Source organism: Enterobacter sp. V87_3, from assembly GCF_029967835.1.
In the GTDB taxonomy this organism is placed as follows: Bacteria; Pseudomonadota; Gammaproteobacteria; order Enterobacterales; family Enterobacteriaceae; genus Enterobacter; species Enterobacter cancerogenus.
Genome location: NZ_JASCAM010000020.1, coordinates 1 through 17,653 on the forward strand (window position 1 = coordinate 1; position 17,653 = coordinate 17,653).

Annotated in this window: 14 protein-coding genes, 1 tRNA gene and 1 riboswitch; of the genes, 6 read left to right on the forward strand and 9 right to left on the reverse strand. The window is 57.2% G+C overall.

The features are described 5' to 3' along the window. Positions 1 to 172: 172 nt before the first annotated feature. A tRNA-Ser gene (locus tag QLG21_RS08865) sits at positions 173 to 260 on the forward strand. A 57-nt stretch (positions 261 to 317) separates the two neighbouring features. Here the strand turns inward: QLG21_RS08865 and puuE are convergent. The 5 genes from puuE to puuD all read right to left on the reverse strand — a co-directional run bounded on the left by puuE (position 318) and on the right by puuD (position 5,888). Next, entirely contained in the window at positions 318 to 1,583 is a 1,266-nt protein-coding gene (gene puuE / locus QLG21_RS08870) for a 4-aminobutyrate transaminase (protein ID WP_088207541.1), read from the reverse strand. Positions 1,584 to 1,622: 39 nt separating this feature from the next. Further along, complete coding sequence (locus QLG21_RS08875) at positions 1,623 to 2,903, reverse strand: FAD-binding oxidoreductase (protein WP_282484244.1); 1,281 nt, start codon at positions 2,901 to 2,903, stop codon at positions 1,623 to 1,625. Between the two features lie 2 nt (positions 2,904 to 2,905). Beyond that, positions 2,906 to 4,393, reverse strand: coding sequence for an aldehyde dehydrogenase PuuC (puuC, locus tag QLG21_RS08880; RefSeq protein ID WP_058609194.1), 1,488 nt, complete (start codon positions 4,391 to 4,393; stop codon positions 2,906 to 2,908). A gap of 159 nt (positions 4,394 to 4,552) precedes the next feature. Further along, entirely contained in the window at positions 4,553 to 5,110 is a 558-nt protein-coding gene (puuR, locus tag QLG21_RS08885; protein ID WP_006174575.1) for an HTH-type transcriptional regulator PuuR, read from the reverse strand. A 25-nt stretch (positions 5,111 to 5,135) separates the two neighbouring features. Then, positions 5,136 to 5,888 (reverse strand): gamma-glutamyl-gamma-aminobutyrate hydrolase, encoded by a 753-nt coding sequence (gene puuD, locus QLG21_RS08890; protein ID WP_161975893.1) that lies wholly within the window; start codon positions 5,886 to 5,888, stop codon positions 5,136 to 5,138. Between the two features lie 224 nt (positions 5,889 to 6,112). Here puuD and QLG21_RS08895 point away from each other — a divergent pair, with 224 nt between their 5' ends. Both QLG21_RS08895 and QLG21_RS08900 read left to right on the forward strand, forming a co-directional pair. Further along, on the forward strand, positions 6,113 to 7,531 hold the full coding sequence (locus tag QLG21_RS08895; protein WP_006174579.1) for a glutamine synthetase family protein: 1,419 nt from the start codon (positions 6,113 to 6,115) through the stop codon (positions 7,529 to 7,531). A 359-nt stretch (positions 7,532 to 7,890) separates the two neighbouring features. After that, positions 7,891 to 9,282 carry an APC family permease gene (locus QLG21_RS08900; protein WP_137848921.1) on the forward strand — a complete coding sequence of 464 codons (1,392 nt, stop codon included), beginning with the start codon at positions 7,891 to 7,893 and terminating at the stop codon, positions 9,280 to 9,282. 52 nt (positions 9,283 to 9,334) lie between these two features. On the opposite strand, the gene QLG21_RS08905 is transcribed toward QLG21_RS08900, so the two are convergent. Further along, positions 9,335 to 10,336 carry a magnesium transporter gene (locus tag QLG21_RS08905; protein WP_137271903.1) on the reverse strand — a complete coding sequence of 334 codons (1,002 nt, stop codon included), beginning with the start codon at positions 10,334 to 10,336 and terminating at the stop codon, positions 9,335 to 9,337. A 60-nt stretch (positions 10,337 to 10,396) separates the two neighbouring features. Then, positions 10,397 to 10,566: riboswitch (M-box (ykoK) riboswitch) on the reverse strand. Positions 10,567 to 10,708: 142 nt separating this feature from the next. Further along, complete coding sequence (locus tag QLG21_RS08910) at positions 10,709 to 12,163, reverse strand: UbiD family decarboxylase (protein WP_282484245.1); 1,455 nt, start codon at positions 12,161 to 12,163, stop codon at positions 10,709 to 10,711. 130 nt (positions 12,164 to 12,293) lie between these two features. Between QLG21_RS08910 and QLG21_RS08915 the strand changes: the two genes are divergently transcribed. Together QLG21_RS08915 and QLG21_RS08920 are read left to right on the forward strand one after the other, a co-directional pair. Beyond that, positions 12,294 to 12,758, forward strand: coding sequence for a MarR family transcriptional regulator (locus QLG21_RS08915; protein WP_058609191.1), 465 nt, complete (start codon positions 12,294 to 12,296; stop codon positions 12,756 to 12,758). Further along, positions 12,758 to 13,771: a helix-turn-helix domain-containing protein gene (locus tag QLG21_RS08920; protein WP_282484246.1), complete on the forward strand. Its 1,014-nt coding sequence runs from the start codon at positions 12,758 to 12,760 to the stop codon at positions 13,769 to 13,771. Before QLG21_RS08915 ends, QLG21_RS08920 begins: the two co-directional genes overlap by 1 nt. 46 nt (positions 13,772 to 13,817) lie before the next feature. On the opposite strand, the gene QLG21_RS08925 is transcribed toward QLG21_RS08920, so the two are convergent. Together QLG21_RS08925 and yddG are read right to left on the reverse strand one after the other, a co-directional pair. Beyond that, positions 13,818 to 15,203: an MFS transporter gene (locus QLG21_RS08925; protein WP_282484247.1), complete on the reverse strand. Its 1,386-nt coding sequence runs from the start codon at positions 15,201 to 15,203 to the stop codon at positions 13,818 to 13,820. Positions 15,204 to 15,449: 246 nt separating this feature from the next. Then, positions 15,450 to 16,367 (reverse strand): aromatic amino acid DMT transporter YddG, encoded by a 918-nt coding sequence (gene yddG / locus QLG21_RS08930; RefSeq protein ID WP_006174587.1) that lies wholly within the window; start codon positions 16,365 to 16,367, stop codon positions 15,450 to 15,452. 383 nt (positions 16,368 to 16,750) lie between these two features. On the opposite strand from yddG, the gene QLG21_RS08935 reads away from it, so the two are divergent. Beyond that, entirely contained in the window at positions 16,751 to 17,653 is a 903-nt protein-coding gene (locus tag QLG21_RS08935) for a dihydrodipicolinate synthase family protein (RefSeq protein WP_282484248.1), read from the forward strand.

Consider the following 17,653-nt stretch of genomic DNA (forward strand, 5'->3'; position numbering starts at 1 on the left):
AAACCGGCGACCCGAAAGGGTTCTAGAGTTCGAATCTCTACGCTTCCGCCAAATTTGAAAGCCCTGCGATAGCAATATCGCGGGGCTTTTTGCTTTTTTGACCCTGAATCGAAAAATAGAAAAAATGTTGCTTTACAACGCGCTAATAGATGTTTATAGTGCGCCTCACTTTGGAAGCGTGGCCGAGCGGTTGAAGGCACCGGTCTTGAAAACCGGCGACCCGAAAGGGTTCTAGAGTTCGAATCTCTACGCTTCCGCCAAATTCGAAAACCCTGTGATAGCAATATCACAGGGTTTTTTCGTTTCTCACCTCCAGCTTAGTCGCGGACGACCTCCTGCAGGATCCCCAACGCCTGGCTGAACTGCGCGTCCGGGATGGTCAGCGGATAGAGGAAGCGGATAACGTTGCCGTACTGCCCGCAGGTCAGCAGCAGCAGCCCTTTCTCGAGCGCTTTCTGCTGGATCCGCTGCGCAATGGCGGCGGAAGGTTCGCGCGTCGTCGGGTCAAAAAATTCGGCGGCAATCATCGACCCTACGCCACGCACGGCGGCAAGCGAAGGACAGCCGCTTTTGATCTCCTCAAGCGTTGACTTCAATCTGTCGCCCAACTGCCGGGCACGTTCGCACAGTGCCTCGTTATCGATGATGTTCAGCACCGCATGCGCGGCGGCTATCGACAGCGGGTTCCCGGCATAGGTACCGCCCAGGCCGCCCGGCGCAGGAGCGTCCATGATGTCCGCTTTACCGACGACGCCTGAAAGCGGCATGCCGCCCGCCAGGCTTTTCGCCATCGTCATGATATCGGGCTTGTCGTCATAGTGGTCCATGGCGAACAGTTTGCCGGTGCGGGCAAAGCCGCTCTGCACTTCGTCGGCAATCATCACAATTCCGTGGGTGTCACAGAGGCGGCGAATGGCGGCAACCAGTTCCGCTGGCGCAACGTTAAAACCGCCTTCACCCTGCACGGGTTCGAAGATAATGGCTGCCACCTGTTTCGCCTCGATATCGGCCTTGAACAGGCGTTCAATCGCGGTGAGGGAATCCTGGGTGGTCACGCCGTGCAGTTCAGAAGGGTACGGAACGTGGTAAACGGAGCCGGGGAAGGGGCCAAATCCCAGTTTATAAGGCGCGACTTTGCCGGTCAGCGCCATGGTCATGTAGGTCCGGCCATGGAAGCCGCCGCCAAAGGCAATCACACCAGGGCGGCCAGTATGGGCGCGGGCGATTTTAATCGCGTTTTCCACCGCTTCTGCCCCCGTTGAGAAGAAGGCGGTTTTCGCCGGGCCCGGGATAGGCGCCAGCTCGTTGAGTTTCTCGGCTAAGGAGACGTAGCTCTCGTAGGGCACAATCTGATACGCCGTATGGGTAAACTGCTGGAGCTGTTTTTCCACCGCGCTCACCAGTTCAGGGTGGCAATGGCCGGTGTTCAGCACCGCAATCCCGGCGGCAAAGTCGATATAGTCATTGCCTTCCACATCGGTGAGCGTGGCATTCCTGGCCGAGCGGGCAAAGAAATTGCACATTACGCCCACGCCGCGCGGCGTGGCAGAGAGTCGACGCTGATGAAATTCATTATTGCTCATGATAAAGACCCTTTTTAAAACGCCAGTCGATGAAGGAAATTACACGCCGAGACGGTCGCGCAGGCTGTAGTACGCCGCGCCCATGGCGGTAAACGGAATGCGCAGGCTGCGTCCGCCGGGGAACGGGTAATGCGGCAGGTTGGCAAAGGCATCAAAACGCTCGGCGTCGCCGCGCAGCAGTTCTGAAATCAACCGACCGGCGAGGTGCGTACAGGTCACCCCGTGCCCGCTGTAGCCCTGCATGTAATAGATGTTGTTGTCGAGGCGGCCAAACTGCGGCATGCGCGACAGCGTCAGCAGGAAGTTGCCGGTCCAGCGATAGTCAATTTTTACGCCTTCAAGCTGCGGGAAGGTTTTCAGCAGTTTCGGCATGACCAGACGCTCCACGTCCTCGGGATCGCGCGCGCCATAGACGACACCGCCACCGTACAGCAGTCGGTTGTCGGCGGTCAGGCGGTAATAATCCAGCAGATAGTTACAGTCTTCCACGCAGTAGTTGTTAGGCAGCAGCGAACGGGCAAGATCGTCAGAGAGCGGGGCGGTCGTGACTACCTGCGTGCCGCAGGGCATGCTGCGCTTCGCCAGGTCCGGCTCTACTTTGTCGCCCAGATAGGCGTTACCGGCGACGATAACGTAGCGCGCGGTCACTTGCCCTTTAGCCGTGGAGACCACCGCCGGGCTGGTGTGCGCAATGTGGGTCACCGGAGACTGCTCGTAGACGCGTCCGCCGTTCAGACGAATTGCGTCCGCTTCGCCGATGGCTAAGTTCAGGGGATGGATATGCCCGCCGCTGCGATCCAGCAGCGCGCCGGTGTAGCGTTCGCTGTTCACCTCGCGGCGGATAGCGCTGGCGTCAAGCAGCTCCAGCTGCGTGTTGCCGTAACGCTGCCAGTTCTCCTTTTGCTCTTCCAGTGTTTCGAGCTGTTTATGGTTGAGCGCCACGAACAGGCCGCCGGGGCGATAATCGCACTGGATCTGGTAGTGCTGAATACGCTCACGAATAATCTCCCCGCCTTCGAACATCATGCTGCCCAGCATGCGGGCCGTATCGGGACCATAGGTTTTCTCGATAACGTCGATGTCGCGGCTGTAGGAGTTAACCAGCTGGCCGCCGTTGCGCCCGCTGGCGCCAAAGCCGATGCGTGCCCCTTCCAGCAGCACCACGTCGTAGCCCATTTCGGCAAGGTGCAGGGCAGAGGAGAGGCCGGTGTAACCGCCGCCGACCACGCAGACGTCGCAGCTGATTGATTCGCTCAGCGTCGGGAAGGGTTCATATTTATTGGCGCTGGCGGCGTAATAGCTGGTGGTATGTTCAGTCATGATTAAGGCTCCAGGGCAATCCAGATGGTTTTCAGTTCGGTGAATTTTTCAAGCGCGTGCAGGGACTTGTCCCGCCCGTTGCCGCTCTGCTTATAGCCGCCAAAGGGGACGGTCATATCGCCATCGTTGTAGTTGTTCACAAAGACCGATCCCGCTTTCAGACGGCGGCTCATGCGGTGGGCGCGGGAGAGATCGCGCGTCCATACCGCCGCGCCAAGGCCGTACTGGCTGTCGTTCGCCAGGCGCAGCGCCTCCTCTTCGGTTTTAAAACGGGTAACAACCAGCACCGGGCCAAAAATTTCCTCCCGGCAGATAGCCGCCTCGGGCTTGACGTCGACAAACAGGGTGGGACCAACGGCGGCAGGCCAGGCGCTGTTACGCCCGTCGAGCAGCAGAGTGCCGTTATTCATTCCGTCGCGAATAAAACCGTGCACCGCGTCAGCGTGACCGGCGTCAATCAGCGTACCCATGGTGGTATCAGGATCCAGCGGGTTTCCCGGCTGCCAGTTCTGCGCCTCGGCTTTCAGGCGGCTGAGAAACGCGTCAGCGATGCTCTCCTCCAGCAGCAGGCGGGTACCGGCGATGCAGACCTGTCCCTGGTTGTAGAAAATGCCTGCTGCGGTGGTGCTGACGGCTTTGTCGAGATCCGGGCAATCGGCGAAAACGATATTGGCGCTCTTACCACCCGCCTCCAGCCAGACGCGCTTCATATTGCTGTCGCCCGCATCTTTCAGCAGCTGTTTCCCGGTGCGGGTTGAGCCGGTAAAGGTCATCACCTCCACGTCCGGATGCAGTGCCAGCGCCTGGCCCGCCTCGTGACCAAAACCGCTGATCACGTTGAGCACGCCGTCCGGCAGCCCGGCCTCTTTCGCCAGTGCCGCCAGCCTGATAGCCGTCAGCGGCGATTTTTCAGAAGGCTTGAGGATGACGCTGTTGCCCGCCACCAGCGCCGGACCGAGCTTCCAGCAGGCCAGCAGCAGCGGGAAATTCCACGGCACAATGGCCGCCACCACGCCGACCGGCTCGCGAACGATCATGGCCAGATCGTTATTCCCCGTGGGCGCAACTTCGCCATACACCTTATCGGCCGCTTCGGCGTACCAGCGAATGGCGCGCGCGGCACCGGGAATATCGTCCCGCAGGCTGTGACGGACAGGCTTGCCGGTATCCAGCGTTTCCAGCAGCGCTAATGTTTCGCGGTCGCGCTCGATCAGGTCTGCAAGGCTGTTGAGCACCGCTTTACGCCGGGCGGGAGAGGCCTGCGACCAGTCGCCACGATCGAAGACCGCACGCGCGGCCTCAACCGCCCGGTCGACATCGGCCTGTTTGCCGCGTGCCACCTGCGCCAGCGTCTTTTGCGCCGCCGGGTCCAGCGTGTCGAACGTGGAATTATCGGCGGCATCGCAATATTCGCCGTTAATAAATAAACGCGTTTCGATGTGGATATTTTTCGCTTTATCCTGCCAGTAGGTCAGGTCCTGAAAATGCATATTCACTCCTTCCTGTCGCAATCAGATAAATAAAGGCGGTCGCAGATAACAGGCGTCAAAAGGCCGCAGGGCGTCCCAGGTGATGACCTGTTAAATACCGTCAATAGGGCTTTTTATAAGCCCCGACAATAAGGCGTTATCGTCGGGGCGGGTCTGAAATCAGAATGTAGTGGGGGTGTGGGCACTGATAATTCGGCAAATCCCTGCCGAGGTGTTGCTGAAGCTGTGCGGTATGCCGGTATTAATGGCATAGCTCTGCCCTGCAACCAGGTGATAGTGCTGACCGTTAATGGTCAACATAATTTCACCTTCCAGAACGGTGCCTATCTCCTCACCCTGATGTTTGATTCTCTCCCCGGTTGTGGTTCCAGGCTGGTAAGTTTCAAAAATCATCGCCAGCGTACGGTTCGGGTTTCCGTTGTGAACCAGCTTCATCGAAACGCCCTGACTGCCCATTTCGATAAGATCGTCCTGATTGATAACCACCTGCGGTTCATCAGGCTTTTCGGGTTCAGAAAAGAATTCCGAGAGCGACAGCCCATAGACTTTCAGCAGCTTTTGCAGCGTACTGATGGCAGGACTGACTTTGTCCTGCTCTATGGTGCTGATGGCACTGTGTGTCAATCCAGACAGTTCGGCGGCACGGCGTTGTGAGAGACCCAGCTGTTGGCGGATCTCAGACAGACGTTTCCCTGGCGCCAGTCCGTCATCGCTCATAGTTGCATTTCCTTAACTGTAGTGGTCAAAGCCGCTGTTTTTCAGCAATGTGGCTCTGACAGGCGGTGATAAAACCCTCAAACAACATACGCGACAGGGCGTATTCGCTACTGTTCCATTCGGGATGCCATTGTACGCCAAGCGCGAAAGGATGGTCATTTACGCTGACCGCTTCCACCAGCCCGTCTGTGGAACGTGCTTCCACACGCAGCCGTGGCCCTAACGTTTTTGCTCCTTGTCCGTGCAGCGAGTTTACCCAAAACGTGTTGCAGCCCGGTATCAACTGAGAAAGTAATCCTCCTTCCTGAACCTGTACTTCATGAGAGGGTGCGTACTGCATCTCAACCGGCAGTTCAGGATCTTCGCGATGTTCAAGCAGCGCTGGCTCATCGAAAAGACGACGATACAGAGTCCCTTCAGTGGCGACAACCAGTTCCTGTAAACCACGGCAGATGGCGAAAATGGGGATGCGCCTTTCGAGCGCGGCGCGGATCAACGCCATGCTCAGAAGATCACGCCCGGGATCGGCGTCAGGCTCATCGCCGTTTTCACCATAAAGGTGCGGCTGCACGTTGCTGGGGCTGCCCGGCAGGTAAATGCCGTCAAGCTTTGAGAGTAAAACAGAAAGCAGCTCTGGCTCGGCCAGCGCGTGGGGCAGGGCAATCGGTAATCCGCCTGCGTGAATAATGGCATTCAGGTACTTTTCTTGCAGGGTCTGGGTCTCATGACCCTTAAGCCTGTTTCGACACATCACCACGCCAATAACTGGCTTGTACATTATATTTTCCATGATCGCCCTCACAAAGTGGACTAAATTTAGGCCGGTTTCGCATATTAAACGGCCATTTCGTTCAATATTTTCTCAATCTAGCAGTGGGATCTGCCATTTGCAAACTTAATTTAACATTTGACAAACAATTTGTTTGCATACAGATTCGATAGTATGGACATTATATTTGACAGTCGAAGTCCGCGAACGCAAACCCAAAACGGTGGTAAATCATGGAAACCAATATCGTAGAAGTTGAGAACTTTGTGCAGCAGTCGGAAGAGAGGCGGGGCAGCGCATTTAGCCAGGAGGTGAAGCGCTATCTGGAAAACTATCCGAATACCCAGTTTATCGACGTACTGCTTACCGATTTGAACGGGTGTTTCCGCGGCAAGCGCATTCCGGTTGCTGGCCTGAGCAAGCTGGAAAAAGGCTGCTACTTCCCGGCGTCGGTCTTTGCCATGGATATTCTCGGTAACGTGGTGGAAGAGGCCGGATTAGGGCAGGAGCTGGGTGAGCCGGATTGCACCTGCGTCCCGGTGCCGGGTACCTTAACCCCGTCAGCCGCCGACCCTGAATATATTGGTCAGGTTCAGCTGACGATGATTGATGAAGATGGCGCTCCCTTTGACGTTGAGCCACGGAACGTTCTCAACCGACTCTGGCAGCAGCTGCGCCAGCGCGGTCTGTTCCCGGTGGTAGCGGTAGAGCTGGAGTTCTATTTACTCGATCGCAAGCGCGACGCCGAAGGGTATCTCCAGCCACCGTGCGCGCCGGGTACCGATGTGCGTAATACCCAGAGTCAGGTCTATTCCGTCGACAACCTTAACCACTTTGCCGACGTGCTGAACGACATTGACGAGCTGGCGCAGCTCCAGCTGATCCCCGCCGATGGCGCGGTGGCAGAAGCGTCGCCGGGGCAGTTTGAAATCAACCTTCACCATACGGAAAACGTACTAGATGCCTGCGATGATGCGCTGGCCTTAAAACGTCTCGTGCGTCTGATGGCGGAAAAACATAAGATGCACGCCACGTTTATGGCGAAGCCGTACGAAGAGCATGCGGGTAGCGGGATGCACATCCACATCAGCATGCAAAACAGCAAAGGCGAGAACGTGCTGGCTGATAAAGACGGGGAAGATTCCGCGCTGCTGAAGCGGGCGCTGGCGGGGATGATCGACCTGATGCCCGCATCGATGGCGCTGCTGGCACCCAACGTCAATTCGTATCGCCGTTTCCAGCCGGGGATGTATGTGCCAACCCAGGCGTCCTGGGGGCATAACAACCGCACGGTTGCCCTGCGCATTCCGTGTGGCGATCGCCATAACCATCGCGTCGAATATCGCGTGGCGGGAGCGGATGCTAACCCGTATCTGGTGATGGCCGCTATTTTCGCCGGGATCCTGCACGGGCTGGACAATGATTTACCGCTGCAGGAAGAAGTGGAAGGTAACGGGCTTGAGCAGGACGGGCTGCCGTTCCCTATCCGCCAGAGCGACGCACTGTGGACGTTTATGCAAAACGACGATCTGCGCGAACGTCTGGGCGAGCGTTTCTGCCATGTTTATCACGCCTGCAAAAACGATGAGCTGCTGCAGTTTGAGCGTCTTATCACAGAAACCGAAATTGAGTGGATGTTGAAAAACGCCTGATATCGTGCCCCGCGAGGGGCCAGTTGAGACAGTCTAATAAGTAGCATCATACGGTCTGCGCGGAGCCTGGCCGAAAAATCTGCTGGTGATCCAGCCATTTCCCGGGTGTCGCGTTAAGGAGCGCAGGCGGCAACGGGGCTTCAGTTAACGACACTGTGTGTGACGAGGAAATGAAATGATGCAGATGTTCAAATATCCGCAAGGTGAGGGAGGCCACGCTCTCCTTCGCCCTGAATGCCAGACCGCGCTGTCCTGCTGCGACGTTCTCTCTCCCTTTTTATTATTTTCTCCCTTGCCAGGCAGGTGTGTCATAAGGCTAACGTCCCGACACGTCACTGTCAGCATGGGAGGTCAGGTCTATGGCGACTAATACCTCTCTGAACGCCCCGTCTGCCATTGAAAAACCCCGCCTGCGCAAGTCGCTAAAGCTCTGGCAGGTGGTGATGATGGGGCTGGCTTACCTGACGCCCATGACGGTTTTCGACACCTTCGGGATTGTCTCCGGCATCAGTAACGGCCACGTGCCGGCCTCTTATCTGCTGGCCCTGGCGGGCGTGCTGTTCACCGCCATCAGCTACGGCAAGCTGGTGCGCCAGTTCCCGGAAGCGGGATCGGCGTACACTTACGCACAAAAATCAATTGGCCCGCACGTAGGCTTTATGGTCGGCTGGTCGTCGCTGCTCGACTACCTGTTCCTGCCGATGATCAACGTCCTGCTGGCGAAAATTTATCTCTCCGCCATGTTCCCGGAGGTGCCGCAGTGGATCTGGGTGGTTGGCTTTGTCACCATCCTGACGCTGGCAAACCTGAAAAGCGTGAGCCTCGTTGCCAACTTCAACACCCTGTTCGTCCTGGTGCAGGTGTCGATTATGGTGGTTTTCGTGGTGCTGGTGGTGCACGGGCTGCACAACGGCGAGGGGGTGGGGACCGTCTGGTCGCTCCAGCCGTTTATCAGCCAGAACGCCCATCTGATACCGATCATCACCGGGGCGACCATCGTCTGCTTCTCGTTCCTCGGGTTTGATGCCGTTACGACGCTCTCCGAAGAGACGCCGAACGCCGCGCGGGTCATTCCGAAAGCGATCTTCCTGACCGCGCTGTACGGCGGGCTGATCTTCATCATCGCCTCGTTCTTTATGCAGCTCTTCTTCCCGGACATTAGCCGCTTTAAAGATCCCGACGCAGCGCTGCCGGAAATTGCGCTGTACGTGGGCGGCAAACTGTTCCAGTCGATTTTCCTCTGTACCACGTTTGTTAATACGCTGGCGTCGGGGCTGGCGTCGCATGCCAGCGTTTCTCGTCTGCTGTATGTCATGGGGCGCGACAACGTCTTCCCGGAGCGCGTGTTTGGCTACATCCACCCGAAGTGGCGCACGCCTGCTTTGAACGTGGTGATGGTTGGCGTCGTTGCGCTTTCCGCGCTGTTCTTTGATCTCGTCACCGCCACGGCGCTGATCAACTTTGGCGCGCTGGTCGCCTTTACCTTTGTCAATCTGTCGGTGTTTAACCACTTCTGGCGGCGCAAAGGCTACAACAAAACGTGGAAAGATCGTTTTCACTATCTGCTGCTGCCGCTGATCGGCGCAGCAACGGTCGGCGTGTTGTGGATCAACCTTGAAGCAACGTCCCTGACGCTGGGGCTGGTGTGGGCCGCAGTGGGTATTCTGTACCTGACCTACCTGACCCGACGCTTCCGTAAGCCACCCCCGCAGTATCAGGCCGCCAAGGTTGAGCAGGCCTGGGATTCCTGATGGCTCCCCATGGCGCGCGCCGTCGTTGAAAAAGGCGCGCGCCGTTCACCCATTACTCCAGGCCCAGCGTGTACTGCGCAATTTTGAAGTAGATAATCAGACCGGTTCCGTCGATAAGCGTGGCGATAAACGGCGCGGAAACCACCGCCGGATCGATACCGCAGCGCTTGAGCACCATCGGGATCACCGAGGAGACAATCGCGCTCCACAGGGTGATGCAGACAAGCGTCAGGCTGACGATGATCGTAATCTCGACCCCGATACCCATCATCCAGGCGCGGAAACAGCCCGCCATGCCCATGGTGATGGCAATCATCATTGAGGTGGTCATCTCTTTACGCAGCACGCGTCCGACATCCTTCAGCCCGACTTCCCCCAGCGCCATGGCGCGCACCAGCGTGGAGGTGATCTGCGTCCCGCTGTTCCCGCCGGTGCCGATCAGCAGCGGAATAAAGAACGCCAGCGCGATGGCGGACTCCAGCGCTTCTTCGAAATGCTGGAGCACCGTGCTGGTGTAAGCCTCCGCCACGAACAGCAGCAGCAGCCAGACCGCGCGCTTCTTCCACAGACTGAACGCGCTGGTCTCAAGATAGGGCTTTTCCAGCGGCAGGGTGGCGCCCTGAAGCTGGGCATCCTCGGTGACATCGTCTTCCAGCAGATGGGCTATTTCGCGCTCGGTCAGGCAGCCCACCAGTTTGCCATGGGTGACCACGGGCACGACATCTGCGCTACCGTGGGCCAACAGCCCGGCGATATCAGCGCGCTCATCTTCCGGTTTAACCTGCACAAACTGCGAAATCATCAGCGCTTTTACCGGCTGCTCCGTATCGGCGGCCTGTAATAATTTACGCACGGCAACCATGCCCGCCAGGCGGCCACTGTCTTCGATAAAAATATGCGATGGAATATCATCGTCTTTTAATTTTTCGAAAAAATGCGCGCGTGCCAGCGCCACGCTTAATGAAATATCGAGAACAATAAAATCGGTATTCATATATTGCGCAACGGCGCTGTCATTGAATGCCAGAGAGTGATTGTGAATAGCGTAAGACATAGTGAATTCCCTTTGAATAATAAAATCTCTCAGGGGCGAGCAAGACAGGGCATGTCGAAGAAGAGATCCCCACGTCCTGGGTTCAGCACTGTACACCGTATCCCGCAAGGGAAGTTATACTGACAAAGCCTTGATTCGACAGTGCCTGTTTTACCCTGTGCCGGTTCTCTCGAACCCACCAGAGCGATAACGTGTATTTGTACAGGAGCCTCGCCATAACGAGATCGTTGTAAATCGAGTGGAATAATACGCATTTTTTAACGGCGTGCTGTGGAATTTAAATGACGTTTATGAAGCGTTTAAAAGAATATATTTTTTAAGATGATTGATGTGCGGTTTAATAACGCCTCCGCAGAGGCGTTGATTGTTCACTTATTCGTTATCCAGTACGCGCTGGCGAATTTCCGCAGGATAACCCTGGTCAAAAGAGGCATGCAGATGGTGAGTGGTTTGCAGGGTATCAAAGACCACTTTCGGCCCTTTGCCCGCGACGTACTCCTCTTCGTCGTAGCACTGGGGCAGGCGAATCACCCGCCGATCGTGAAACACCGCGCGGCGGCCAACAGGATGCACGCGGGTCGACAGCACCCACACCACCTCGCGCAGATTGGTGGGGTCGAAATCGTCATCCACCACGTACACTTTCGGGATAAAGACCATCGCGTCGGTACTAAACAGCACCTCACCGATACGCTGTGACAGCGCATCGCTGGTCATGCCCGGCAGACGTTCCCGCCAGTTTTGCGGCATCACTACCAGCAGCCAGTGCACGGTTGAATCCTCCGGGATCCAGGCAGTTTTGACGGGCAGGTTCGCGTCGCGCAGATGGGTTAACGCATCGGCAGCCAGCCCCATGGCCCACAGGTTGTGAGACTCATCGGTTGGCCGTCCGGTGATCGACATCGGCCAGATCGGGTCATCGCGGTGGGTAATGGTGTCGACGTGGAAGGTGGGCTGCGCCGAAGAGCCTTCGCCGAGATAACCGCCGTACTCCCCGTACGGGCCTTCCTGGCAGTCGCGCTCGATGGAGACGTGCCCTTCAATGACAATTTCCGCGGTAGCCGGCACGTCCAGATCGATACTCACGGCCCTGACCACCGGGACCGGCGCACCTGCCAGCGTGCCGATATAGTCAGCCTCATCGGCGTGGGCCGGAATGGGGATCCCGGAGACGCAGGAGATGGCAGGGGCGGGCCCCTGAACCAGCGCATAGGGCATCGGCTGCCCCCGTTTGACCCATTCGGTCCAGATTTGCCCGATATGCTGGCTTGGCACGATCAGCCCTACCATGCGCTTACCGTCAACCTTCATCACCCGGGCAATCGACCAGTTGACCCATTTGCCGTCTGGCGTTTTGACGATCAGCGTGCCCCAGGTATTGGCATAGCGACCGCCGTCTTTATCATGCGCAAAGGGGATTGGGAAGCGGTCCAGCGTGGCCTCGTCACCGCGTAAAATATTCTGCTGGCAGGGGGCGTCGGCGGATCCCACGCGCACGGGCGGGATACCGGGCTGGCTGCGCGCTGCCGACAGGGCTTCGATAATCTCGGGTCCGCTGGCGTTGGGTGCCAGCCCTAACGACATGGCAACCCGGGCGTAAGGCATGTCGGCGCGGGAGGAGAGGCTCGCCGGGGCACCAAACAGGCGAAAGCCCGGGGTCACTCCCGCAACGTTGTGGAACAGCGGGGCAGGAGACTGAGTTTCGTAGCTGCGGCGGGTTATCGCGCTCGGTTCATAATCGCAATCAACTTCACGAGTAACGTGCGCAATGTCGCCCATCTCATCCAGCGCAGTGATAAAACTTCTTAAATCATCATAATATTTCATGCGGCACTCCTCAGGCCTGGCATGGAAACATCCTGTAGAATGCGATAAAGTCCGTTCAGGTTTATAGTTTAAGTTCAAACTGTTTGTGTTCGAATTATATGTTTGTCGTTATCAGGAGTCAAGAGAGCCGATGTCAGAAAAGCCCGATCTCATTCTTGCCGCGCCGCTATGGCCACACGGTGACAGTTCGTTAATGCATCTGATGCGTCGGGCAGGGCAGTACTCCTCGACGTGCTGGTCAAAGTGCGTTGATACCGGGCTCTCTGCGGTGCAATACGCCATACTGGTGGTGCTGGCCGAAGAAACCGTCTGCGACCAGCAAACGCTGGGCAACCGGGCGGGGTTTGATAAAGCCACCGGAACCTATGTCATCGATCGCATGACCAAAAGCGGACTGCTCAACGTGCAGACCGACCCTGCCAATCGTCGCCGCAAGCGGGTCACGATGACCGCCGACGGCGAAGCGATGCTCGCCCGGATGATTGAGCAGGCGAAAAATGCCGAAAAAACTATCGCAGCGGGGCTGGACGCGCAGGACATCGCCGATCTCAAGCGCTTGCTGAGCAAGCTGGGCGGATTGCAGGAGCCAACCTAATGTCCTTACTCCACGCCGGACCGAAGCCGGATTTGACCATCGGTTTTTTGCTGATGCCCCAGTTCACCCTGGCATCCGTTGCCGGGCTGGTGGAGTCTTTGCGCTTTGCGGCAGATGAATCCTTCTCCAGTCGCCAGATATTCTGCCGCTGGGAGTGGATGACCTGCGATAACCAGCCGGTCACGGCCAGCTGCGGGCTGCCGGTCTCCCCGACGGCGACGCTCGATTTCAGTAAAGCGTGGGACTACTTTGTGGTGGCGGGCGGGCTGCTTGAGGAGACGCGCAACCCGCCGCCCTGGCTGCTGCAGGCGCTGCGCGAGTTGCACGCGAGGAATATCCCGATAATCACCCTGTGCAGCGGGGCATTTGTGGCGGGTAACGCCGGGCTGCTGGACGGGCGTCACTGCGCGATCCACTTCACCACCCGCGATGAGTTCCGCATGCGTTTCCCCAGGGCGATTCCGGTCATCGACAAAACCTACATCAAGGACGGCGGCATTATCTCCTGTCCCGGCGGCACGGCGATCGATCTGGCGGCCGATCTTATCCGCCAGCACTGCGGGCTGGTTCGCTCCCAGAAGGTACTGAAATATCTGCTGGTGGACGACGCCAGTCAGCCTGCCGGTAAGGCGAAGCAGAAAGCCCCACTCAACGCCCCGGACGTGTATGAAAACGAACTGGTGACCAAGGTGATCGGCTTTATGAAACATCATCTTGATTCACCGATCCCGCTGAGCGACGTAGCGACGTTTGCGGGCGTCACCTTCCGCCAGCTCAATTTGATTTTTACCAAGTGCACCGGCCATTCCGCAGCGGTTTACTGGCGCACCCTGCGCCTTGAGCAGGCCCGTAAGCTGATGGCAGACTCAAGCAACAGCATTACGGCCATCGCTGCCGCCACCGGCTTTTCGGACGCCTCGCATCTGATCGCGTGGTTTCGCAAGCAGTACGGCGAAACGCCCAGCTCGTTTCGCAAACGGCGCCGGGAAGTTGAGAAACTGGTGAGGGAATAACGCAGTTTGCGTGCCGGGCCAGCGCAGCGCTACCCGGCGTAAGACGTCAGAAAATCTGCCGTTTCGGCATGACCGCCTGCATGGAGACCTTGTCACGCGGGGGCGTCTCTTCAAGCGATGAGGCATCTTCCAGGCTACGGGCTGTGGTCTCAGGTGCAAGGAACCATGACACCACCAGGCCAAAGAAGGTGATGGCCGCCGCAATATACATCGTCGGGCCTATGCCCAGGCTTTGCAGTGATACCGGCACCAGCCAGGTCCCCACGGCCGCGCCAATACGCGACAGCGAAGTGCCAACGCCGACTGCGCCCGCGCGGATTTCGGTGGGGAAAATCTCGTTCGGGTAGACCAGCTGCAGCACCTGTGCGCCGCCAATGAACAGGGCGTACAGGCCAAACATCAGCAGGATCACCGCAGAGGGGCCGTCGCGCAACAACCCTAGCAGCAGCAGCGCCAGACCCGACCACAGGAAACTGTGCAGCAGCAGCCTGCGGCGGCCAAGGATGTTTACCAGGCGGGTAGCGATAACGCAGCCGACCACAAACAGCAGGGTAATGGCAACCGAGCCGTAGGATGCCCAGCCGCCGGTCAGGTGCAGCGCGTCCAGCACTTTTGGGGCAAAGGCGTACACGGCGAAAACAGGGATGACGGAGCAGGTCCAGAAGACGGTGACAAACGCCATCCGTTTGCCATAGCCGGAATGCAGCAGGCTGGCAAAGGAGAGGTTTTTGCTCTCGGCCTGCACGGGCAGGTTATCCAGACCAAAACCGGGACCATAGACGCGGCGAATAATCGCTTCAGCCTCTGCATGACGCCCTTTACTCATCAGCCAGCGCGGCGATTCCGGGGTACCCAAACGGACCAGGAACAGCAGCACGCCAATAACGGCGGTGCTGGCAAGCGCCAGACGCCAGGCGTCAGGCCCGCCAAATCTGAGGATGGCTTCGCCCGTCAGATAGGCGGTTGCCGCCCCCGCGAACCACAGAATAGTCAGGGTGGCGAGACAAGGCCCTCGATTTTTCTTTGGCAGAAACTCCACCAGGAAGGCGGTTGCTACCGGGTACTCAATCCCCACGGCCACGCCATTCATAAAGCGAAGGGCAAACAGCATCTCGCCGCTCTGCACCCAGTATTGCGCCACGGAGCAGACCACGAACAGCGTCGGGCCAACGAAATAGAGCACGCGGCGGCCGAGTCGGTCGGTCAACGCGCCGCCGATAAACCCCCCGAAGAAAATACCGATCAGCGCCGAGGCGGCAATCAGCCCCTCCCAGAAGGCGCTCAGGCCCAGTGCGGGCGAGACTTTCATCATCGCGATGCCGATGATGCTTAGCACGTAGCCATCGACAAAGGATCCGCCGCCCGATCGCACGGTCAGCAGTCGGTGGAAACGATTAAGGGGAACATCTTCTACAGAAATGGTCTTTGACATGGTAACTCCTGTCTTTCCCCGACGTCGTTGAATTAACGGCTGTAACAGTCCTTAAAAGCGATGGAGGCTTATTACAGGCGCACGCAGACGGTGCCGTTAATCAAACGATTACGGTATAAATGTCGGTCAGGTAAAATAAGTAAAGCGTGATGAATAAACGGGTTTTTCTGTTATTGAGAGTTTTTCATTATCAATACTCCTCCGGTGCAGGATGGTCGGATAAGATGTTTTTTTATTATTAAGGTCTTACTTACTTTCATTGATGACGGGTAATTTCTTTGCGGCCACGCTGCGGGTAGACCACCAGCACATCAGCGACCCCAGGCTCACCATCGCGGTTCCTTGCCAGAAGGAGAGCGTCAGATGTGAGTTCAACATAAACGCGGCGAGCACCGCCGAGATAATCGGAATAAAATACGAAGCGGCAGCCAGTACCGTCACGTTGCCGTGAAGAATACCGACGTTCCAGGCGGCGTAACCAAAGCCCATGGCGATGGCGGCCAGCAGCAGGCTAATACAGGCGTGCCACGAAAGCACAAATTCCGGCTGCGGCGACGTCAGGTATTTCACCCATAATGTCAGGGCGGTTAACATAAAGAACAGGGTGATCCCGTTACTGCCTTTGGCAATTATTTTGGTAACCACACAATATATTGCCCAAATAATGGCACCGCTAAAGGCCAGTCCATAGCTGAGCGGGTTTTCCATGACGTTGCGCGTCATTTCGCTGAACGAAAATCCCTGTTCCCCGCCTAATACCCGACATATTCCTGCGACCGCTAAAATCACCCCCGGAATAATCAGCGGGCGGGTTTTTTGCCGGTTGACGATCACCGCCAGCAGGATGGTCATGCTCGGCCAGAGATAATTCACCATCCCGACTTCAATGGCCTGCCGACCCGAGTGGGTAAAGCCCAGCGACAGTGACAGACAGAGTTCGTAGCACACGAACAGGATGCTGCCGAGGATCAGATAGCCCGGCGGAAACTGCCGCAGCTTCGGAAAGCCAACGGTGAACAGCAGCAGCACTGCGCTACAGCTGTAAATCAGTGCCGCGCCGCCCACCGGCCCGAAGCCTTCGCTCACGCTTTTAATCAACCCAACGATCGCGCTCCACAGCAGGATGGCGAGTAATCCGATGAGCGTGGCTTTCTTCTGGGGCATACCCTGTACCTCTGTTTACATTTGGATCACAACCATGGCGGCTGGCTGTTAAATTCTGGTTAAATCTTGCCTTAAAACTATGCCGCCGTCGGAGCGCTGTAAATACGTCCCGGAAGCCAAAAATTCCGGAATGTGATCGTTATCTGAAATCATGTAGAAAATTACTACGACGAAAAATAACTTTTAATACATTAATATTTAATGTTTTTATTTTTAGTGTGCGTAGAAATATACAACAGAAGCGTATTTATTTTGTATTTTTTATGTATACACGAAATATTCATTTATTGACCTCCTTCACGCCGATGTGCAAATTTTTAACAAACGCAGCCTGGCGGGCTGCCGTATCGACCCGAGGGTCGCGCATTTCTCTGGAGGTTAACGTGTTAACATTTGAAGGTATTTACACCCCGGCAATTACCCCTTATGCGGCCGATGGCAGCATTGATTTTGCGCGCTTCGCCGAGGTGCTGGAGTCGCTGATTGAGGCTCGCGTTCACGGCATCATCATCGGCGGCTCAACAGGTGAGTACTATGCCCAAAGCGCGCAGGAGCGTAAGGCGCTGGCCGAACATGCGCGTCAGGTGATTGGCACTCGACTCCCGCTGATTGTCGGCACGGGGGCAACCCGCACCGAAGACGCGGTGGACTATGCGAAGCACGCCCGCGAAATCAAGGCCGATGCGATTCTGGTGACCTCGCCGCCGTACGCGCTGCCGACCGAGCTGGAAAACGCCCATCATGCGCTGACGGTCGATAAAGCCGCCCAGCTGCCGATCATGCTCTATAACTACCCCGGCCGGATGGGGATCACCATGGGTGAAACCTACTTCCGTGAGGTGAGCCGCTCGTCCAACGTGGTCGCCATCAAAGAAAGCTCGGGCGATTTTAACAACCTGCACCTGCTGGCCTGCACATTCCCTGATATTGCGCTCTCCTGTGGCTGGGACGATCAGGCGCTGGAATTCTTCGCCTGGGGCGCGCGCAGCTGGGTGTGCGCCGGGTCTAACTTCATTCCACGTGAACACGTGGCGCTGTATGAGGCCTGCGTGGTGGAGAAAGACTTCGACAAAGGTCGTCGGATCATGGCGGCCATGATGCCGCTGATGCATTTCCTGGACGGCGGCAAGTTTGTACAGTCCATCCGTTACGGCTGCGAACTGAACGGCCTGACATCCGGTCAGGTGCGCGCGCCGTTACAGGATCTGAATGAAGTAGAAAAAGCGCAATTGAAAGCGGTGATAACTGAAGTTAAACGCAACGTGGCGGCGGTAACGTCGGCGTAA

Bases quoted from the DNA above. Each gene is read 5' to 3' on its own strand.
- puuE (WP_088207541.1), bottom strand. From the start codon at position 1,583: ATGAGCAATAATGAATTTCATCAGCGTCGACTCTCTGCCACGCCGCGC.
- QLG21_RS08875 (WP_282484244.1), bottom strand. From the start codon at position 2,903: ATGACTGAACATACCACCAGCTATTACGCCGCCAGCGCCAATAAATAT.
- puuC (WP_058609194.1), bottom strand. From the start codon at position 4,393: ATGCATTTTCAGGACCTGACCTACTGGCAGGATAAAGCGAAAAATATC.
- puuR (WP_006174575.1), bottom strand. From the start codon at position 5,110: ATGAGCGATGACGGACTGGCGCCAGGGAAACGTCTGTCTGAGATCCGC.
- puuD (WP_161975893.1), bottom strand. From the start codon at position 5,888: ATGTACAAGCCAGTTATTGGCGTGGTGATGTGTCGAAACAGGCTTAAG.
- QLG21_RS08895 (WP_006174579.1), top strand. From the start codon at position 6,113: ATGGAAACCAATATCGTAGAAGTTGAGAACTTTGTGCAGCAGTCGGAA.
- QLG21_RS08900 (WP_137848921.1), top strand. From the start codon at position 7,891: ATGGCGACTAATACCTCTCTGAACGCCCCGTCTGCCATTGAAAAACCC.
- QLG21_RS08905 (WP_137271903.1), bottom strand. From the start codon at position 10,336: ATGTCTTACGCTATTCACAATCACTCTCTGGCATTCAATGACAGCGCC.
- QLG21_RS08910 (WP_282484245.1), bottom strand. From the start codon at position 12,163: ATGAAATATTATGATGATTTAAGAAGTTTTATCACTGCGCTGGATGAG.
- QLG21_RS08915 (WP_058609191.1), top strand. From the start codon at position 12,294: ATGTCAGAAAAGCCCGATCTCATTCTTGCCGCGCCGCTATGGCCACAC.
- QLG21_RS08920 (WP_282484246.1), top strand. From the start codon at position 12,758: ATGTCCTTACTCCACGCCGGACCGAAGCCGGATTTGACCATCGGTTTT.
- QLG21_RS08925 (WP_282484247.1), bottom strand. From the start codon at position 15,203: ATGTCAAAGACCATTTCTGTAGAAGATGTTCCCCTTAATCGTTTCCAC.
- yddG (WP_006174587.1), bottom strand. From the start codon at position 16,367: ATGCCCCAGAAGAAAGCCACGCTCATCGGATTACTCGCCATCCTGCTG.